Raw genomic sequence first — 15,942 nt, 5'->3', positions numbered from 1 at the left:
CATGCTTACCGGACGCGATAGCCGATGCTGCGCACCGTTTCAATGCCGAGCGTGCAGCCCGGCAGCGCGGCCAGCTTCTGGCGGATATTGCTGATATGCACATCAACGCTGCGATCGTAGGCCTCTCGAGGTCGTCCCAGGCCTTTCTCCGACAGCTCATCCTTGGACACCACGCGCTCCGGCGAACGCAGCAGCAGCTCCAGCAGGTTAAACTCCGAGGCGGTCAAATCAAAGCTCTGCCCACGCCATTCGCTGCTGCGGGTCGAAGGGTTCAGGATTAAGTCCCCCTGCACAATTTCAGCGTCGCCGTCCTGCACCTCCGGCTGCTCCTCAAAACGGCGCAGCACGGCGCGCAGCCGCGCCACCAGCTCACGCGGATAGCACGGCTTCGGCATATAGTCATCGGCGCCCATCTCCAGCCCGATTACCCGGTCGATATTGTCGCCTTTCGCCGTCAGCATAATCACCGGCAGGCGGCTCTTCTTGCGCACTTCACGCAGCACATCGATGCCGCTCATATCCGGCAGCATAATATCCAGGATCATGGCGGTATAATCGCCGGACAGCGCCCCTTCAACGCCGGCTTTGCCGGTCAGCACCAGGCTGGCGTTGAAGCCTTCCGCCGTCAGATATTCGCTCAGCATGGTGCCCAATTCGAGGTCATCATCGACCAGTAAGATTTTCATGGTTACTCCTTCACTATTTGCGCTATCTTCCCGCCAAATCGCTTACTGCGCAGCCGATTTTACGCAATCCTTACAGTTCAGCGCCCCGACTAAAGCATAGCCGGAGGGCAGGAAAACGCGTGTACTGGTAATGAGGATGCATTGCCGACGGCGGTTATCTGCCGGCGGCAGCGAAAGCAGCGCGCCATGAAGCTGTGTGCGGACAGAGCGACCAACGCCGCCGACGCGATCAGGATATTGACGTAGATTGAATGTATTTGATGCTTGATGCGCCTACCATCAATAACGAACCAGGCCGCCATCAACCGCATACTGGCTGCCGGTTACATAGGAGGCATCGTCAGAAAGCAGAAAGAGTGCGACGGCGGCAGCCTCGTCGGCAGTGCCAGCCCGCTTTAACGGCACCTGCCCCACCACGAAGTCCTCAAACTGCCGGCGGGACGCCTCCGGCATAAAATGGCGGAAGTTCGTCTCTATCGGGCCGGGGATTAATACGTTAACCCTTATTCCCCGCTCCGCCATCTCGGCCGCCCAGCTGCGCGCCATCGAGACAATCGCGCCTTTCGTGGCCGCATACAGGCTGGTCGTTGCCGCACCCTCATAGGTTGAGGATGAAGAGGTCACAACAATGGATGCATCGGCGTTAAGCATCGGCGACAAGCGAGCCAACTGCAGCATCGGCCCTCTCACATTGGCGTTCATCATCTGGTTAAACGACGCGGCATTTACCGACTCCAGCGTCCCCACCTCCGCATAGCCCGCATTGAGCCAAAGCCCGTCAATGTGCCCCCATGACTCCAGCGCAGCGCCTAACGCCTCAGCGTCCGCTTCTGATGCCGCATCGTTTTCCAAAATCAACGACCCGGCAGGAAGCAACTCGGCCGCGGCAGCAAGCCGTGCCGGATTCAACCCGGTCAGCGCAACCCGCCCGCCTTCGGCAACCACCCGCAGCGCCCCCGCCAACCCCATACCGCTGGTGCCGCCGGTAATAACAATACTTTTGCCGCTAAATCTCACAGTATTCATCCTCGGTGATAGTTCAGGGTAATAACATAAGATCGACGATAATACGCAGAATACGGACGTTGAGCCGTTTAACCGGAGGCCCGCTTAATTAAACACCCCGGTGGACAGATAGCGATCGCCGCGATCGCAGATAATCGCCACGATCACGCTGCCGGGATGAGCGGCGGCTATCTGTAACGCCCCCGCTACCGCGCCGCCGGAGCTGACGCCGCAGAAGATGCCCTCACGCTGCGCCAGCTGGCGCATGGTGGTTTCGGCGGCGTCCTGGCTGATATCCAGCACCAGGTCCACCAGCTCCGGACGGAAAATACCCGGCAGGTAGTCCGGCGACCAGCGGCGGATGCCGGGAATACTGCTGCCTTCCGCCGGCTGCAGGCCGACGATCTGCACCGCCGCGTTCTGCTTCTTCAGGTACTCGCCGACGCCGGTAATGGTGCCGGTGGTGCCCATACTGGAGACAAAGTGCGTCACGCGCCCTTCGCTCTGGCGCCAAATCTCCGGCCCGGTGGTGGTGAAGTGCGCGTAAGGGTTATCCGGGTTATTAAACTGGTCCAGCACTTTGCCCTGCCCCTGACGCTCCATCTCCAGCGCCAGATCGCGCGCGCCTTCCATCCCCTGTTCGCGGCTGACCAGAATCAGCTCAGCACCGTAGGCGCGCATCGCCGTCTGACGCTCCATGCTCATGTTTTCCGGCATCAGCAGTTTCAGCCGGTAGCCCTTCATCGCGGCAATCATCGCCAGCGCAATACCGGTGTTGCCGCTGGTGGCTTCAATCAGCACGTCGCCGGGGGCAATTTCGCCGCGCCGCTCAGCCTGCTGGATCATCGCCAGCGCCGCACGGTCCTTGACCGAGCCGGCCGGGTTGTTGCCTTCCAGCTTGACCCAGACTTCACTGCCCGTACCTGCGGCCAGACGTTGTAATTTGATCAGCGGCGTATTGCCGATGTGTTGTTCCAGCGTTGTCACAATCGTTGCCTGTGCATAATGTAATAGGGCCCGGCACTGCCGGACCCTGCTATTTTTCTGATGGGAGTTAAAAACTATCAGGCGCTTTTGGCGAGCGCAACCGGTTGTAGCAATTGTTCTCCGGCGTACAGGCGCGCATTCAGGCCACCAACAAAGTAACGGCCGCCGCGCACCGGGGTTTCATGACCTTCCGCCAGCACCACCGTAATCGGCTCTTGGTGCCAGCCAAGCGGCTGCACCGTCAGCTGCCAGAAATGGCCGCGCGGGCTGACTTCCAGCACCTGGACCGGCAGCGGGCAGCGGGCGCTGCTCTCGCTGCTGACTTCCATTTCCCACGGACGCAGGAACAGATCAACGCTGCCCTGATGCATCGGCTGGAACGCCAGCGGCCATTGGTGCGCGCCGACGAACAGCTGCGAACCACGGATTTCGCCGTTCAGACGGTTCACTTCGCCCATAAACTCCAGCACGAAACGGCTGGCCGGCTCGCGCATAATCTCGACCGGCGAGCCGACCTGTTCAATATTGCCCTGGCTCATCACCACAATGCTGTCCGCCACTTCCATCGCCTCTTCCTGATCGTGGGTGACGAACACGCTGGTGAACTTCAGCTCTTCGTGCAATTGGCGCAGCCAACGGCGCAGCTCTTTACGCACCTGCGCGTCCAGCGCGCCAAAAGGCTCATCCAGCAGCAGGATCTGCGGCTCTACCGCCAGCGCGCGCGCCAGCGCCACACGCTGCTTCTGCCCGCCAGACAGCTGCGAAGGATAACGGTTGGCCAGGTGCGCCAGCTGCACCATCTCCAGCAGCCGCTCGACTTTCTGTTTGATCGCCTGCGCGTTGGGGCGTTCGCGACGCGGCAGCACCGTCAGGCCAAAGGCGATGTTATCGAACACCGTCATATGGCGGAACAGCGCATAGTGCTGGAACACAAACCCTACGCGGCGATCGCGCGCGTGCATCCGGCTGACGTCGGTGCCGTGGAATCCCAGTTTGCCGCCGCTCTGGCTTTCCAGCCCGGCGATAATACGCAGCAGGGTGGTTTTGCCGGAGCCGGACGGTCCGAGCAGCGCCACCATCTCGCCGGAAGGAATATCGAGCGAGATGTCGTTCAATACTTTGGTGCGACCGAAATATTTGCTGATGTTGTTAATCTCAATGCTCATTGGTTTTCCTCCCGCTCGCGGCGTACGTTCTGTCGTTCCAGACGCCATTGCAGAGCGCTTTTCAAAAATAGGGTCACTATCGCCATAATGGTCAGCAACGCGGCGGCGGTAAACGAGCCGACGGTGTTGTAATCCTGTTGCAGCAGCTCAACCTGTAGCGGCAGGCTGTAGGTTTCCCCGCGAATTGAGCCGGAAACCACCGATACGGCGCCGAATTCGCCGATGGCGCGGGCGTTGGTCAGCACCACGCCGTACAGCAGCGCCCAGCGAATATTGGGCAGCGTCACCCGGCGGAACATCTGCCAGCCGGAAGCGCCCAGCAAAATGGCGGCTTCATCTTCCTGGCTGCCCTGGCTGAGCATCATCGGCACCAGCTCACGCACCACAAACGGACAGGTGACAAATACCGTCACCAATACCATGCCCGGCCAGGAGAACATCAGCTGGATGTTATGCGCATCCAGCCAACCGCCCAGCAGGCCGTTGCTGCCGTAAAACAGCAGGTAAATCAGGCCAGCCACTACCGGCGACACGGCAAATGGAATGTCGATCAGCGTCAGCAGCAACTGGCGGCCCGGGAAGGTAAAGCGCGTTACCAGCCAGGCCAGCAGAGTGCCGAAAATCAGGTTAACCGGCACGGTGATCAACGCGATCAGCACCGTCAGCCAGATGGCGTGCAGCATGTCCGCATCCATCAGGTTGCGCCACATTTCGCCGCTGCCCTTGGAAAAGGCCTCGGCGAAAATGGAAATCATCGGGATCACCAGCAACAGCAGTGAAAACAGCACGCCAATGGCGATCAGCGCCCATTTACCCCAGTTGATGCGCTGCCGCTGAGCGCCGTTGAAGGCAGAGATATCAGCCATTAGTGCCCCCCAATACGCTTGCCGAAGCGGCTTTGCAGCAGGTTGATGCTAAATAACAGCAGCAGCGACGCCGCCAGAATCACGGAGGCAATGGCGCTGGCCGCCGGGTAATCAAACTCTTGCAGGCGCACAAAAATCATCAGCGAGGTCACTTCGGTCTTCCAGGCGATGTTGCCGGCGATAAAAATCACGGCGCCGAACTCGCCCAGGCTGCGGGTGAAAGAAATTGCGGTGCCGGCCAGCAGCGCCGGCGACACCTCCGGCAGCACCACGCGGCGAAAGCTCTGCCAGCGGGTAGCGCCCAGCGTTTCCGCCGCCTCTTCATACTCCGGCCCCAGCTCTTCCAGCACCGGCTGTACGGTACGCACCACAAACGGCAGGCTGGTAAACGCCATCGCCACCGCAATGCCAATCCAGGTAAAGGTGACTTTGATATCAAAGTGCGCCAACCACTGGCCGTACCAACCGGTGGTGGAAAACAGCCCGGCCAGCGTCAGGCCGGCAACGGCGGTCGGCAGCGCGAACGGCAAATCAATCAGGCCGTCCAGCAGCGAGCGGCCGGGGAACCGGTAGCGGGTCAGGATCCACGCCATCAGCATGCCGAACAGCGCGTTGAACAGACTGGCCACGCCAGCCGCCAGCAGCGTGACCTTATAGGCCGCCACCACCTGCGGGTTGGAAATCACTTCCCAATACTGCGCCAGCGTCATCTGCGACAACTGCATTACCAGCGCACTCAGCGGCAGCAGCAGAATCAGACAGGTATAAAACAGGCTGCTGCCCAGGCTCAGGCCGAATCCGGGCAGCACACGTTTACTGGAACGGGTTAACGACAACATTACTTACGCCCTGCCGCTAATAACCGATCCAGCTCGCCGCCGCTGGCGAAGTGGGTTTTCATCACCTGCGGCCAGCCGCCGAACTGATCTTCTACCCGGAACAGTTTGGTCTGCGGGAACTTATCTTTCGCCGCCGCCATCGCCTGCGCATTGTTAACGCGGTAGTAATAGCCGGTGATAATCTGCTGTGCCGCCGGGCTGTACAGGTAGTTCAGGTAAGCCTTCGCCGCCTGTTCGCTGCCATTACGCTCAACGTTTTTATCCACCCAGGCCACCGGGAACTCGGCCAGAATATCGACCGGCGGGACGATCACCTGGTATTTGTCTTCACCGTACTGTTTGCGGATATTGTTCACTTCCGACTCAAAGCTGATCAGCACGTCGCCGAGGCCGCGTTCAACAAAGGTCGTGGTCGCGCCGCGGCCGCCGGTGTCGAACACCGCCACGTTTTTCAAAAAGCGGGTCATAAAGGCGCGCGTTTTCGCTGCATCATTGCCGTCGGCCTGGCTGGCCGCGCCCCAGGCCGCCAGATAGGTGTAGCGGCCGTTGCCCGAGGTTTTAGGGTTCGGGAACACCAGCTTCACGTCGTCGCGCACCAGATCGCTCCAGTCGTGAATGCCTTTCGGGTTGTCCTTGCGCACCAGGAACGCCATGGTGGAATAAAATGGCGAGCTGTTGTTCGGCAGGCGCGTCTGCCAGTCGGCGGCGATCAGCTTGCCGCGATCGTGCAGAATCTGCACGTCGGTGACCTGGTTGTAAGTCACCACGTCAGCGCGCAGCCCCTGCAGAATCGCCAGCGCCTGCTTGGAAGAGCCGGCATGCGATTGTTTGATGGTCAGCTTGTCATCCGGATGCTGCTGGTTCCACTGCTGGATAAAGCCCGGATTCAGCGCGGTAAACAGTTCGCGGGAAACGTCATAGGAACTGTTTAATAATTCAGCGGCCGAAGCGGTGCCGCTGGCCAGCAACGCCGCTGCCAGCCACCCTTTCAGCATCATATGTTTAACCCGCGTCTGTTTCATTTTGCACCTTATTACTCGATCAATCTGTCGGGTATTATCCCCCGTGTGATCAGTGTATTTATAACTCGGTGCAGATCCGTAACGCTTTTATATACCGTTTGGTGATTTACAAGCATCAAATGCTATAAGGCAGGCGCGGAGCGGTATGGTGGGCGGGGCTGAAGAGAGGTAGCGGGGGCCGGCGCTGCGGCCCCGCAGCGGCGCATTACAGCGCCAGCAAACGCGTCAGCGACGGCGCAAAATAGTAGCTGCCGCTCACCGCCCGGGTGAAGCGCAGCATGGCGTCATGTTTGCCGTCTGTTTCGCCGAACATGCTCAGCAGCTGCTGTTCAATATTATGCAAACGCGCGCAGTAGGCGATAAAGAACAGGCCGTGTTTACCGCTGGCGGTGCCGTAAGGCAGGCTCTGGCGCAGAATTTTCAGCCCCTTGCCGTCCTCTTTCAGATCGACGCGGCTCACGTGTGAAGTGTTCGGCCGCGCCTCCGGCGGCAGCTCTTCGCTGTCTTGCTTGGTGCGGCCGATAATCTGTTCCTGCTGCTCGGTGCTAAAACGTGACCACTGGCGCAGATTGTGTTCATAACGCTGTACGAACACGTAGCTGCCGCCGGCGTCCTGCGCGTCGTCTTCACCAATCACCGCCACCTCCGCGCGCTGCTCGCCCTGCGGGTTTTCGGTGCCGTCGATAAAGCCGCTCAGGTCACGCTCCTCCACCCAACGGAAACCGTGGGTCTCTTCTTCCACCTTGATGGTGTTGCCGAAGGCCGCCAGCGCCGCCTGAGCCAGGGAAAAGTTAACATCATGACGTAAAGACTGGATATGAATCAGCAGATCGCGCTGCGTTGCCGGCGCCAGACCTTTGCCAAGCGGCGTGAAAGGCTTGAGTTCTGACGCGCCCTGACCGTTGGAAAGATCGTGCCAGACGTCGTAACCAAAGGCGACCACCGCCCCCAGTTTGGCGTCAGGGAATTGTTGCTGCAGTTCGCTCAACGTCTGGCAAAACTGCTTGCAGCCCTGACGCAGATCGGCAAACTCCCCCTGAACCATGGCTTCCATAAAAATGGCGAAACGGCAGTGCTCCAGCAGAATACCGCTCTGAACCTGTGTCATGTAGTTACCTCGTTCCTTATTCGCTCACCGCACAGGCGCTGCCCGCGGCGGTTAAAACCAGCCATAATCATACCGCAAGCCGGCAAGATTACCTTGCCTGAACGCAAAGAAAATCGCTCACGCCGCCGCAGAATATTTACTGCGGTTTGGCATGCCAGACAATTTTGCTGACCGTCCAGCTCTGCAGCGTATCATCCGGCGGCATAATATCTTTCGGCCCGGCCCACTGGCCGCTGAACAGATAGGTGACGTAGCGGCTCTGGCCGGCGACGCACTCCACCTTGCCGACGTCTTCGCCCTCGCCCGGCTTACAGGCGCCGAAGGCCTTGCTGTACAGCTCGCTGAACGGCGTGCCGAGCTTGCTGCCCCACGCGGTCACCACGTCCTGATCCATCACGTCGACCCGCTGCACGCTGCCTTTCGGCTCGCCGCTGATCACCAGCTTGATGTCGTCGCCGTCCATCGCCTGATAAAAGGCGACGATCTGGCCGTTATTGGTGCCCATGCCGCTGCGCAGGCGATAATTGCCGTCCAGGCCCTCATCGATCGCGTGCTCCAGCATTGGCGTGCCGCCGTTAATGCCGCCGACGCCCTTGCCGCTGACTTCCAGACTGCTGCCGAACCAGTTGAACGGCGACAGGCTCGACCAGGATAAATTGGACATCGTCGAACAGCCGGTCAGCAACAGCGGCAGCCCTAACAACAGCGGGCGAATATTCATTTCGTAGCTCCTTAACATCGGTCGCGAAGGCGCACAGCGCCTCCGGGGTTCATCGCGTGATCTGAGCGCCAGCCTCTCACAATGGCCGGCGCTTCACCATCGGTTGCCTGCTTGGAGTGCAGAAAATGCGAAAAGTGCCGCAAACTGATGCGCTACAGCTGCGCGGAATCCGAGAAACAGGCGCGGACGCGACGATTAACCAGCAGATAGCCCAGCGCCAGCGCATCCAGCAGTGCCAGCACTCCGTCAAGCAGCGGCGCGCCGTCTTCCTGCCGCCATACGCCCGCCAGCGAACCGCCCAGCGCCGCCAGCAGCGAAAACAGCAGCACCCAACGCCAGGCGCGCCACAGACGCGGCCATTGCGCCCGGCGTCCGCTGAGCAAAAACGCCAGCGCCGCCGGCAGGCCTAGCGCGATACCGTACCAAAAACGCTGGGTATCAGGGTAAAACAGCGCCAGCATGCTTTCCCCCTGCTGGCGCGAGGCGCCGGCCATCACAAACAGCAGCCAGGTGCGCGCCTGTAAAATTAATACGCCCCAAAACCACAGCGGCAGGCGCAATACGCCGTGGCTGTCGTAATCATCCGGAGAAAAGACGGGTGAAGGCTTCACGGCCGTTTCCTTATTATCCGTTATCGTGCAGACACAGATGGGAGCCCGCACCGGCAATTTCAATCCTGCCCGGCATAAATTCCTGCGCTGGCTTAAGAACCTCTTAAGATTGATGTGCTTTACTTATCGCTATCAACTGAGCGACGCCGCATCCCGGCGCGCAAGATTCACTGCAAAACGAAAAGGAAGCTTAACGATGAAAAAACTGACTCTGGCAGCATTAATCGCTCTGTGCAGCACCCCGGTTCTGGCGCAACAGGGCGGTTTCAACGGCCCTAGTTCACAGAACGTTCAGCAGACTCAGCAGGGCGGCTTTTCCGGCCCCAGCGCCTCGCTGACCACGGTCGATAAGGTGAAATCGATGAGCGACGACGCCTGGGTGATGCTGCAAGGCAATATTGAACAGCGCGTCGGCGACGATACTTATACCTTCCGCGACACCACCGGCACGCTGACGGTGGAAATTGACCACAAACGCTGGAACGGCCAGACCATCACGCCGAAAGACAAGGTGCAGTTGGAAGGTAAAGTCGATAAAGACTGGAGCAACCTGGAACTGGATGTGAAAAACATCAAGAAAATCCAGTAACCGCTGACGGGGCGGCCGGCAGGGCCGCCCTCTCGGTTCAGTATTCCTGATCCTCGATTAACCGTTTCCCCAGGCTGGTAATGCCCTGGATCTCATAGCCGAGTTTTTCATACATTTCGACCACGGTGTCGTTATCTTCGCGCACCATCAGATTGATTTTCGGACAGCCGCGCGCCATCAGCTTCTTCTCCAGCCGGTTAATCAGCGCGTTGGCGATACCGCGACCGCGATAATCCGGATGTACACCAAGATAGTACGCCGAACCGCGGTGGCCGTCATAACCGCCCATCACCGATCCCACCACCTCGCCGCCAACCTCTGCCACCAGGAACAGATCGGCATCGTGATGCAGTTTACGTTCAATATCCATTTCCGGATCGTTCCACGGGCGCAACAGATCGCACCTTTCCCAGAGCGTGATGACCTCTTCAAAGTCGTCTTGCCGAAATACGCGAATTTCCATCGTTGTTCGCCGCTGTTCATGAGTTATTTCTCTGATTATATCCCAAATCAGCGGCGTTGCCGCAAGGACGCTGAAAGAGAAGGTCTTTTTCCGCTATCGGAAACGGTAACCATGTTAATAAATGGAAATAGTTATCATCTCGATCGACACCGTTCAATACGATATAACATTGCAAACGGTTTGCAGCGACGGAGCACAACGGCATGAAAAAACAGGCAAAATCTTTTCTTAACTTCACCCCGCTGAACACCTCCTCCTCACGTCGCCACCTGTTGCTGTCGGGCCTGGCGTTTGCCCTGCTCGGCGGCAAAGCCGGCGCGGCGCAGGCGCGGGAGTCCGGCGGCATGCTGCGCAGCGCACACGCCAAACCGGCCGCCAAGCCGGCGGGCGCCAAACGGCTGGTGATGCTCGACCCCGGCCATGGCGGCATCGACTCCGGCGCGGTAGGTCACGAAGGGTCGCAGGAAAAACACGTGGTGCTGGAGATTGCCAATCACGTGCGCCGCTTTCTGCACCAGCACGATCACGTCGAGGCGCGGCTGACGCGTGAAGAAGACCACTTTATTCCGCTGTTCCAGCGGGTGGAAATCGCCCATCAGCATCAGGCCGATCTGTTTATTTCCATCCACGCCGATGGCTTCACCAATCCGTCGGCCTCCGGCGCATCGGTCTTCGCCCTGTCCAACCGCGGCGCCAGCAGCGCCATGGCGCGCTATCTGTCAAAACGTGAAAACGCCGCCGATGAGGTAGCCGGCGCTAAATACAAACAGCAGGATAATTATCTGCAGCAGGCGCTGTTCGATCTGGTGCAGACCAACACCATCAACAACAGCCTGACCCTCGGCCGTCACGTGCTGGGGCAGATCCGTCCGGTGCACCATCTGCACAGCCAAAGCACCGAGCAGGCGGCGTTTGCGGTGCTGAAATCCCCTTCCATTCCGTCGGTGCTGGTGGAAACCTCGTTTATCACCAATCCGCATGAAGAGCAGCTGCTCGGCACCACCGCCTTTCGCGAAAAAATCGCCCGCGCTATCGCCGACGGTATCCTTGCCTTCTTCCATGATGCCGATCGCCGCCGGCGTACGGCCTGATCGCCCCGGACGGGCTTTTGGGTATATACTTGTCGGCTGATTAAGACTGACATTGCGAAATGCCCTATGAGTTCACCCGATATCGCTGAAGTAAAATCCTTCCTGCTGGCGCTGCAAGACCGCATCTGCGAACAACTGGCGCAGGCCGACGGTGGCGGCGCCTTTGTCGAAGACAACTGGACGCGCGCAGAAGGCGGCGGCGGCCGCAGCCGGGTGCTGACCGAAGGCGCGGTATTCGAACAGGCCGGGGTCAACTTTTCGCACGTCTCCGGCGCCATGCTGCCGGCTTCCGCCACCGCGCACCGGCCGGAGCTGGCGGGCCGCAGTTTTCAGGCGATGGGCGTCTCCCTGGTGATCCACCCGCTGAATCCTTATATCCCCACCAGCCACGCCAACGTGCGCTTCTTTATCGCCGAAAAGCCGGGCGAAGCGCCGGTATGGTGGTTCGGCGGCGGTTTCGATTTAACCCCCTATTACGGCTTCAAAGAGGACGCGGTGCACTGGCACCGTACCGCCCAGCAGCTGTGTGCGCCGTTCGGCGACGAGGTCTATCCCCGCTATAAGAAGTGGTGCGACGACTATTTCTTTATCAAACACCGCAATGAAGCGCGCGGCATCGGCGGGCTGTTCTTCGACGATCTGAACAGCCCGGACTTTGAGCACTGCTTTGCCTTTACTCGCGCGGTCGGCAACGGTTTCCTCGATGCCTATCTGCCGATCGTGGCGAAGCGCAAAACCCTGAGCTGGGGCGAGAAAGAGCGTGCGTTTCAGCTGTACCGCCGCGGCCGCTACGTCGAGTTCAATCTGGTGTGGGATCGCGGCACGCTGTTCGGCCTGCAGACCGGCGGGCGCACCGAGTCGATCCTGATGTCGATGCCGCCGCTGGTACGCTGGGAATACGGCTACCAGCCGGAAGAAGGCAGCCCGGAAGCGCTGCTGTACCGCGATTTCCTGCCGGTGCGCGACTGGCTGCAGGAGGAGGCGTAATGCAGATCTGGGTTGATGCGGACGCCTGTCCGAACGTGATTAAAGAGGTGCTGTACCGCGCCGCCGATCGCACCGCCACGCTGGTGACGCTGGTGGCCAATCAGCCGTTGCGCACGCCGCCGTCAAAGTATTTGCGCACGCTGCAGGTGGCAGCCGGTTTCGACGTGGCGGACAATGAGATCGTCCGCCGCTGCGAAGCGGGCGATCTGGTGATCACCGCCGATATTCCGCTGGCGGCGGAGGTGATAGAAAAAGGCGCGGCGGCGCTGAATCCGCGCGGCGAACGCTATACGCCGGCAACCATTCGCGAACGGCTCAACATGCGCGATTTTATGGATACGCTGCGCGCCAGCGGCATTCAGACCGGCGGCCCGAACGCCCTGAACCAGCGCGACCGTCAGCAGTTCGCCAACGAACTGGATAAATGGCTGCAGCAGAGCAAACGCTAATCCGTCGCCGGCGTCGCCCACAGATAGTCGGCCTGCTCCTTACCCACTTCGCTCCCCTGTTCCACCAGCATCAACACCGCCGGCTGCACGGCCGGCTGTAAATCCTGCATATGCAGCGGCACACCCACCAACCGGGAAGCGTGATAACCGCCGGCGATCAGCAGGCTCGGCGTCGGCGCCGCCAGCAGCCGCTGCGCCATCCGGCGATCGCGCTGCTGTTGAATCGCAACCATCGCCGCCAGCTGCTGCTGCTCAATCTGGCCGCCGTGTGCCGCACGAATGGTCTCTGCCAGCCCCTGTCGCACCGCGGCGCGGGTGGACTGCCTGCCCGGCGGCAGCTGCGGCCGTTGATAAATCGCCATAATCTCGCTGCGATCCAGATTGGCCGACCACAGCGGATACGGCGCCGCCAGCGCGGCAGTCACCAGATCGCCATACTGCGCCCACGGCCAGCTCTGCCGCCAGCCCAGTTCTGCCGGCAGTTCGCCCGGTGCGACCCGTTCGCCACGCCGCAGACGCGCCTGCAGCGCATCAACCTGCGCCTGCCGATCGGGGTTGATCATCTCCAGCAGCACGCTGCCCTGCGGGCGCTGCTGCGGCAACTGCTGCAGCAGCCACAGCTCCGCGCGATGATGGCAGGCGTTGTCGTGCTTTTCGCCGACGATCAGCCGCGGCGCTGCCGCCAGCCGCGCCAACAGCTGTGACGGCGTCAGCGTTTCACCGCTGCGCAAATCGGTGATGGTTCCCGGCGGCGGCGCAACCGGCTCAGCACGCTGAGCAGCAGGAAAATGCGCACAGGCGCTGAGCGCCAGCGCCGCAATGAAAACCAAAAATTTCATAATGTTGCCCCTCAGCCGATGGTGCGCCCATTATAGATAACAATTATCATTTCCAAATAACAAATTAGCGTCAAACCGCTTTGCGCATTGATTTCGCCGCACGGAGCAGGTATAACGATTAGCCATTTAGATATTTAGACGTCTATACGGACAGCCAATGCAAACATCTTCTGTCACCCATGAAGGGCAGTTCAAACGCAGTATGAAGGCCCGCCATCTGGTGATGCTTTCCCTCGGCGGGGTTATCGGCACCGGCCTGTTCTTCAACACCGGCTATATTATCGCCACCACCGGCGCGCTCGGCACGCTGCTGGCCTATCTGATCGGCGCCCTGGTGGTCTATCTGGTGATGCTGTGCCTGGGCGAACTCTCCGTCGCCATGCCGGAAACCGGCGCGTTTCACGTTTACGCGTCGCGCTATCTCGGGCCGGCGACCGGCTACACCGTCGCCTGGCTGTATTGGCTGACCTGGACGGTGGCGCTCGGCTCCAGCCTGACCGCCGCCGGTTTCTGTATGCAGTATTGGTTCCCGCAGTCGCCGGTGTGGCTGTGGTGCCTGGTTTTCTGCGCGGCAATCTTCCTGCTGAACGTGGTCACCACCCGCTTTTTCGCCGAAAGCGAATTCTGGTTTTCGCTGATCAAGGTCGTCACCATTCTGGCGTTTATCATTCTGGGCGGCGCGGCGCTGTTCGGCATTATTCCGATGAAGGACGGCACGCCGGCGCCGTTCCTGCATAACCTGACCGCCTCCGGCTGGCTGCCGAACGGTACGCTGCCGATTCTGATGACCATGGTGGCGGTGAACTTCGCCTTTTCCGGCACGGAACTGATCGGCATTGCCGCCGGTGAAACCGAAAACCCGGAAAAAGTGCTGCCCTGGGCGATTCGCACCACGGTGATCCGCCTGATGGTGTTCTTTATCGGCACCGTGTTCGTACTGGCGGCCCTGCTGCCGATGGAGCAGGCCGGTGTGGTGAAAAGCCCGTTTGTGCTGGTGTTCGAGCGCATCGGCGTGCCCTATGCCGCCGATATCTTCAACTTCGTGATCCTGACCGCCATTCTGTCGGCCGCCAATTCTGGGCTGTACGCCTCTGGCCGCATGCTGTGGTCGCTGGCCAATCAGCGTACGCTGCCGGCCTATTTCGCCCGGGTTAACCGTCGCGGCATTCCGTTTAACGCCCTGACCTTCAGTATGATCGGCGGCGTGCTGGCACTGCTGACCAGTGTGATTGCGCCGGATACGGTCTTTGTGGCGCTGTCGGCGATTTCCGGCTTTGCCGTGGTGGCGGTATGGCTGAGCATCTGCGCGGCCCACTATGCGTTTCGCCGCAGCTATCTGCGCAGCGGCCAGCCGCTGAGCGGCCTCAAATTCCGCGCGCCCGCCTACCCGCTGACGCCGATCGCCGGCTTCGCGCTCTGCCTGCTGGCCTGTATCGGCCTGGCCTTCGACGCCGAACAGCGTATTGCGCTCTATTGCGGCCTGCCGTTTGTCGCGCTGTGCTACGCCGCTTACTACTTCAGCCACGGCGCGGGCAAAAAAACCACCGAACTCAATGCAGGAGAAAAACATGTCGGTTAATAATCCTCTGGCCCCGCTGCTGGCCGACGGACGCTCGTTGATTCTCGACGGCGCGCTGGCCACCGAGCTGGAGGCGCGCGGCTGCGATCTGAGCGATCCGCTCTGGTCCGCCAAGGTGCTGCTGGAAAACCCAACGCTTATCTATCAGGTGCATCTGGATTACTTCCGCGCCGGCGCGCAGTGCGCCATCACCGCCAGCTACCAGGCCACGCCGCAGGGCTTTCTGCGCCGCGACCTGGATGAAAAACAGGCGTTGGCGCTGATTGCCAAAAGCGTGCAGCTGGCGCAGCAGGCGCGTACGGATTATCTGGCGCAGCAGCCGCAGGAAGCGCCGCTGCTGGTGGCCGGCTCCGTCGGCCCTTACGGCGCGTTTCTGGCCGACGGTTCCGAATACCGGGGTGATTATCACTTGCCGCAGGCAGAAATGATCGCCTTCCACCGCCCGCGCATCGACGCGCTGGCCGCCGCCGGCGTCGACCTGCTGGCCTGCGAAACCCTGCCCTCGTTCGCCGAGCTGCAGGCGCTGCTGACGCTGCTGGCGGACTACCCGACGCTGGGCGCCTGGTTCTCCTTTACGCTGCGCGACAGCGAGCACCTGAGCGACGGCACGCCGCTTGCCGAGGTCGCTGCCCTGCTGAACAACAGCCCGCAGGCGCTGGCTGTCGGCGTTAACTGCATCGCGCTGGAACAGGTTACCCCGGCGCTGCGAACGCTGGCCGCCCTGACCACGCTGCCGCTGCTGGCGTACCCGAACTCCGGCGAACACTACGACGCGGTCAGCAAAACCTGGCACGCCTGCGGCGGTGAGCACGGCAGCCTGGGCAGCCAGGCGGACGCCTGGCGACAGAGCGGCGCGCGCCTGATCGGCGGCTGCTGCCGAACCACGCCGCAGGATATCCGCGCTATTGCCGGACAGCTCGCCGGACGCTAAACG

At 60.7% G+C, this 15,942-nt stretch carries 18 protein-coding genes; 6 read left to right on the top strand and 12 right to left on the bottom strand.

All coding sequences use genetic code 11. The features are described 5' to 3' along the window. Positions 1-5: 5 nt before the first annotated feature. From FO014_RS17030 to FO014_RS16985, 10 genes are all read right to left on the bottom strand, one after another. Entirely contained in the window at positions 6-686 is a 681-nt protein-coding gene (locus tag FO014_RS17030) for a response regulator transcription factor (protein WP_105232054.1), read from the bottom strand. Positions 687-965: 279 nt separating this feature from the next. Next, positions 966-1,655 (bottom strand): SDR family oxidoreductase, encoded by a 690-nt coding sequence (locus FO014_RS17025; RefSeq protein WP_246168141.1) that lies wholly within the window; start codon positions 1,653-1,655, stop codon positions 966-968. Between the two features lie 141 nt (positions 1,656-1,796). Next, a complete protein-coding gene (gene cysM, locus FO014_RS17020) occupies positions 1,797-2,678 on the bottom strand; it encodes a cysteine synthase CysM (protein ID WP_160030380.1) in 882 nt (293 codons plus the stop codon). A gap of 77 nt (positions 2,679-2,755) precedes the next feature. After that, positions 2,756-3,844: a sulfate/thiosulfate ABC transporter ATP-binding protein CysA gene (cysA, locus tag FO014_RS17015; protein ID WP_160030379.1), complete on the bottom strand. Its 1,089-nt coding sequence runs from the start codon at positions 3,842-3,844 to the stop codon at positions 2,756-2,758. Next, positions 3,841-4,710: a sulfate/thiosulfate ABC transporter permease CysW gene (cysW, locus tag FO014_RS17010; RefSeq protein ID WP_105232057.1), complete on the bottom strand. Its 870-nt coding sequence runs from the start codon at positions 4,708-4,710 to the stop codon at positions 3,841-3,843. The genes cysA and cysW overlap by 4 nt, the downstream gene beginning before the upstream one ends. Continuing rightward, the gene (gene cysT, locus FO014_RS17005) at positions 4,710-5,549 is read right to left on the bottom strand and encodes a sulfate/thiosulfate ABC transporter permease CysT (RefSeq protein WP_105232058.1); all 840 of its coding nucleotides are present in this window, start codon (positions 5,547-5,549) and stop codon (positions 4,710-4,712) included. The genes cysW and cysT overlap by 1 nt, the downstream gene beginning before the upstream one ends. Beyond that, entirely contained in the window at positions 5,549-6,571 is a 1,023-nt protein-coding gene (locus tag FO014_RS17000; RefSeq protein ID WP_160030378.1) for a sulfate ABC transporter substrate-binding protein, read from the bottom strand. The genes cysT and FO014_RS17000 overlap by 1 nt, the downstream gene beginning before the upstream one ends. A 205-nt stretch (positions 6,572-6,776) precedes the next feature. Next, positions 6,777-7,679, bottom strand: coding sequence for a Dyp-type peroxidase (locus FO014_RS16995; RefSeq protein ID WP_105232060.1), 903 nt, complete (start codon positions 7,677-7,679; stop codon positions 6,777-6,779). 136 nt (positions 7,680-7,815) lie between these two features. Next, positions 7,816-8,400, bottom strand: a complete 585-nt coding sequence (locus FO014_RS16990; protein ID WP_160030377.1) for an RpoE-regulated lipoprotein — start codon at positions 8,398-8,400, stop codon at positions 7,816-7,818. Positions 8,401-8,552: 152 nt separating this feature from the next. Further along, positions 8,553-9,011, bottom strand: a complete 459-nt coding sequence (locus FO014_RS16985) for a DUF2919 domain-containing protein (RefSeq protein ID WP_160030376.1) — start codon at positions 9,009-9,011, stop codon at positions 8,553-8,555. A gap of 196 nt (positions 9,012-9,207) precedes the next feature. On the opposite strand from FO014_RS16985, the gene FO014_RS16980 reads away from it, so the two are divergent. Then, on the top strand, positions 9,208-9,600 hold the full coding sequence (locus FO014_RS16980; RefSeq protein ID WP_160030375.1) for a YgiW/YdeI family stress tolerance OB fold protein: 393 nt from the start codon (positions 9,208-9,210) through the stop codon (positions 9,598-9,600). A gap of 37 nt (positions 9,601-9,637) precedes the next feature. Here the strand turns inward: FO014_RS16980 and FO014_RS16975 are convergent, their stop codons facing one another. Continuing rightward, positions 9,638-10,063: a GNAT family acetyltransferase gene (locus FO014_RS16975; protein WP_105232064.1), complete on the bottom strand. Its 426-nt coding sequence runs from the start codon at positions 10,061-10,063 to the stop codon at positions 9,638-9,640. A 203-nt stretch (positions 10,064-10,266) separates the two neighbouring features. On the opposite strand from FO014_RS16975, the gene amiA reads away from it, so the two are divergent. From amiA to FO014_RS16960, 3 genes are all read left to right on the top strand, one after another. After that, entirely contained in the window at positions 10,267-11,154 is an 888-nt protein-coding gene (gene amiA, locus FO014_RS16970) for an N-acetylmuramoyl-L-alanine amidase AmiA (RefSeq protein ID WP_160030374.1), read from the top strand. Positions 11,155-11,220: 66 nt separating this feature from the next. After that, entirely contained in the window at positions 11,221-12,141 is a 921-nt protein-coding gene (gene hemF / locus FO014_RS16965; RefSeq protein WP_105232066.1) for an oxygen-dependent coproporphyrinogen oxidase, read from the top strand. Next, positions 12,141-12,590 carry a YaiI/YqxD family protein gene (locus tag FO014_RS16960; protein WP_105232067.1) on the top strand — a complete coding sequence of 150 codons (450 nt, stop codon included), beginning with the start codon at positions 12,141-12,143 and terminating at the stop codon, positions 12,588-12,590. The genes hemF and FO014_RS16960 overlap by 1 nt, the downstream gene beginning before the upstream one ends. Here the strand turns inward: FO014_RS16960 and FO014_RS16955 are convergent. Beyond that, positions 12,587-13,429, bottom strand: coding sequence for a ChaN family lipoprotein (locus FO014_RS16955; protein ID WP_160030373.1), 843 nt, complete (start codon positions 13,427-13,429; stop codon positions 12,587-12,589). The two genes, FO014_RS16960 and FO014_RS16955, sit on opposite strands and share 4 nt — an antisense overlap. Positions 13,430-13,586: 157 nt before the next feature. Between FO014_RS16955 and mmuP the strand changes: the two genes are divergently transcribed. After that, a complete protein-coding gene (gene mmuP, locus FO014_RS16950) occupies positions 13,587-15,008 on the top strand; it encodes an S-methylmethionine permease (protein ID WP_160030372.1) in 1,422 nt (473 codons plus the stop codon). Beyond that, positions 14,998-15,939, top strand: coding sequence for a homocysteine S-methyltransferase (gene mmuM / locus FO014_RS16945; RefSeq protein ID WP_160030371.1), 942 nt, complete (start codon positions 14,998-15,000; stop codon positions 15,937-15,939). The genes mmuP and mmuM overlap by 11 nt, the downstream gene beginning before the upstream one ends. Positions 15,940-15,942: the final 3 nt, after the last annotated feature.

The organism is Serratia rhizosphaerae (assembly GCF_009817885.1).
Classification (GTDB): Bacteria; Pseudomonadota; Gammaproteobacteria; order Enterobacterales; family Enterobacteriaceae; genus Serratia_B; species Serratia_B rhizosphaerae.
This window is presented reverse-complemented; position numbering and strand designations above follow the sequence as displayed.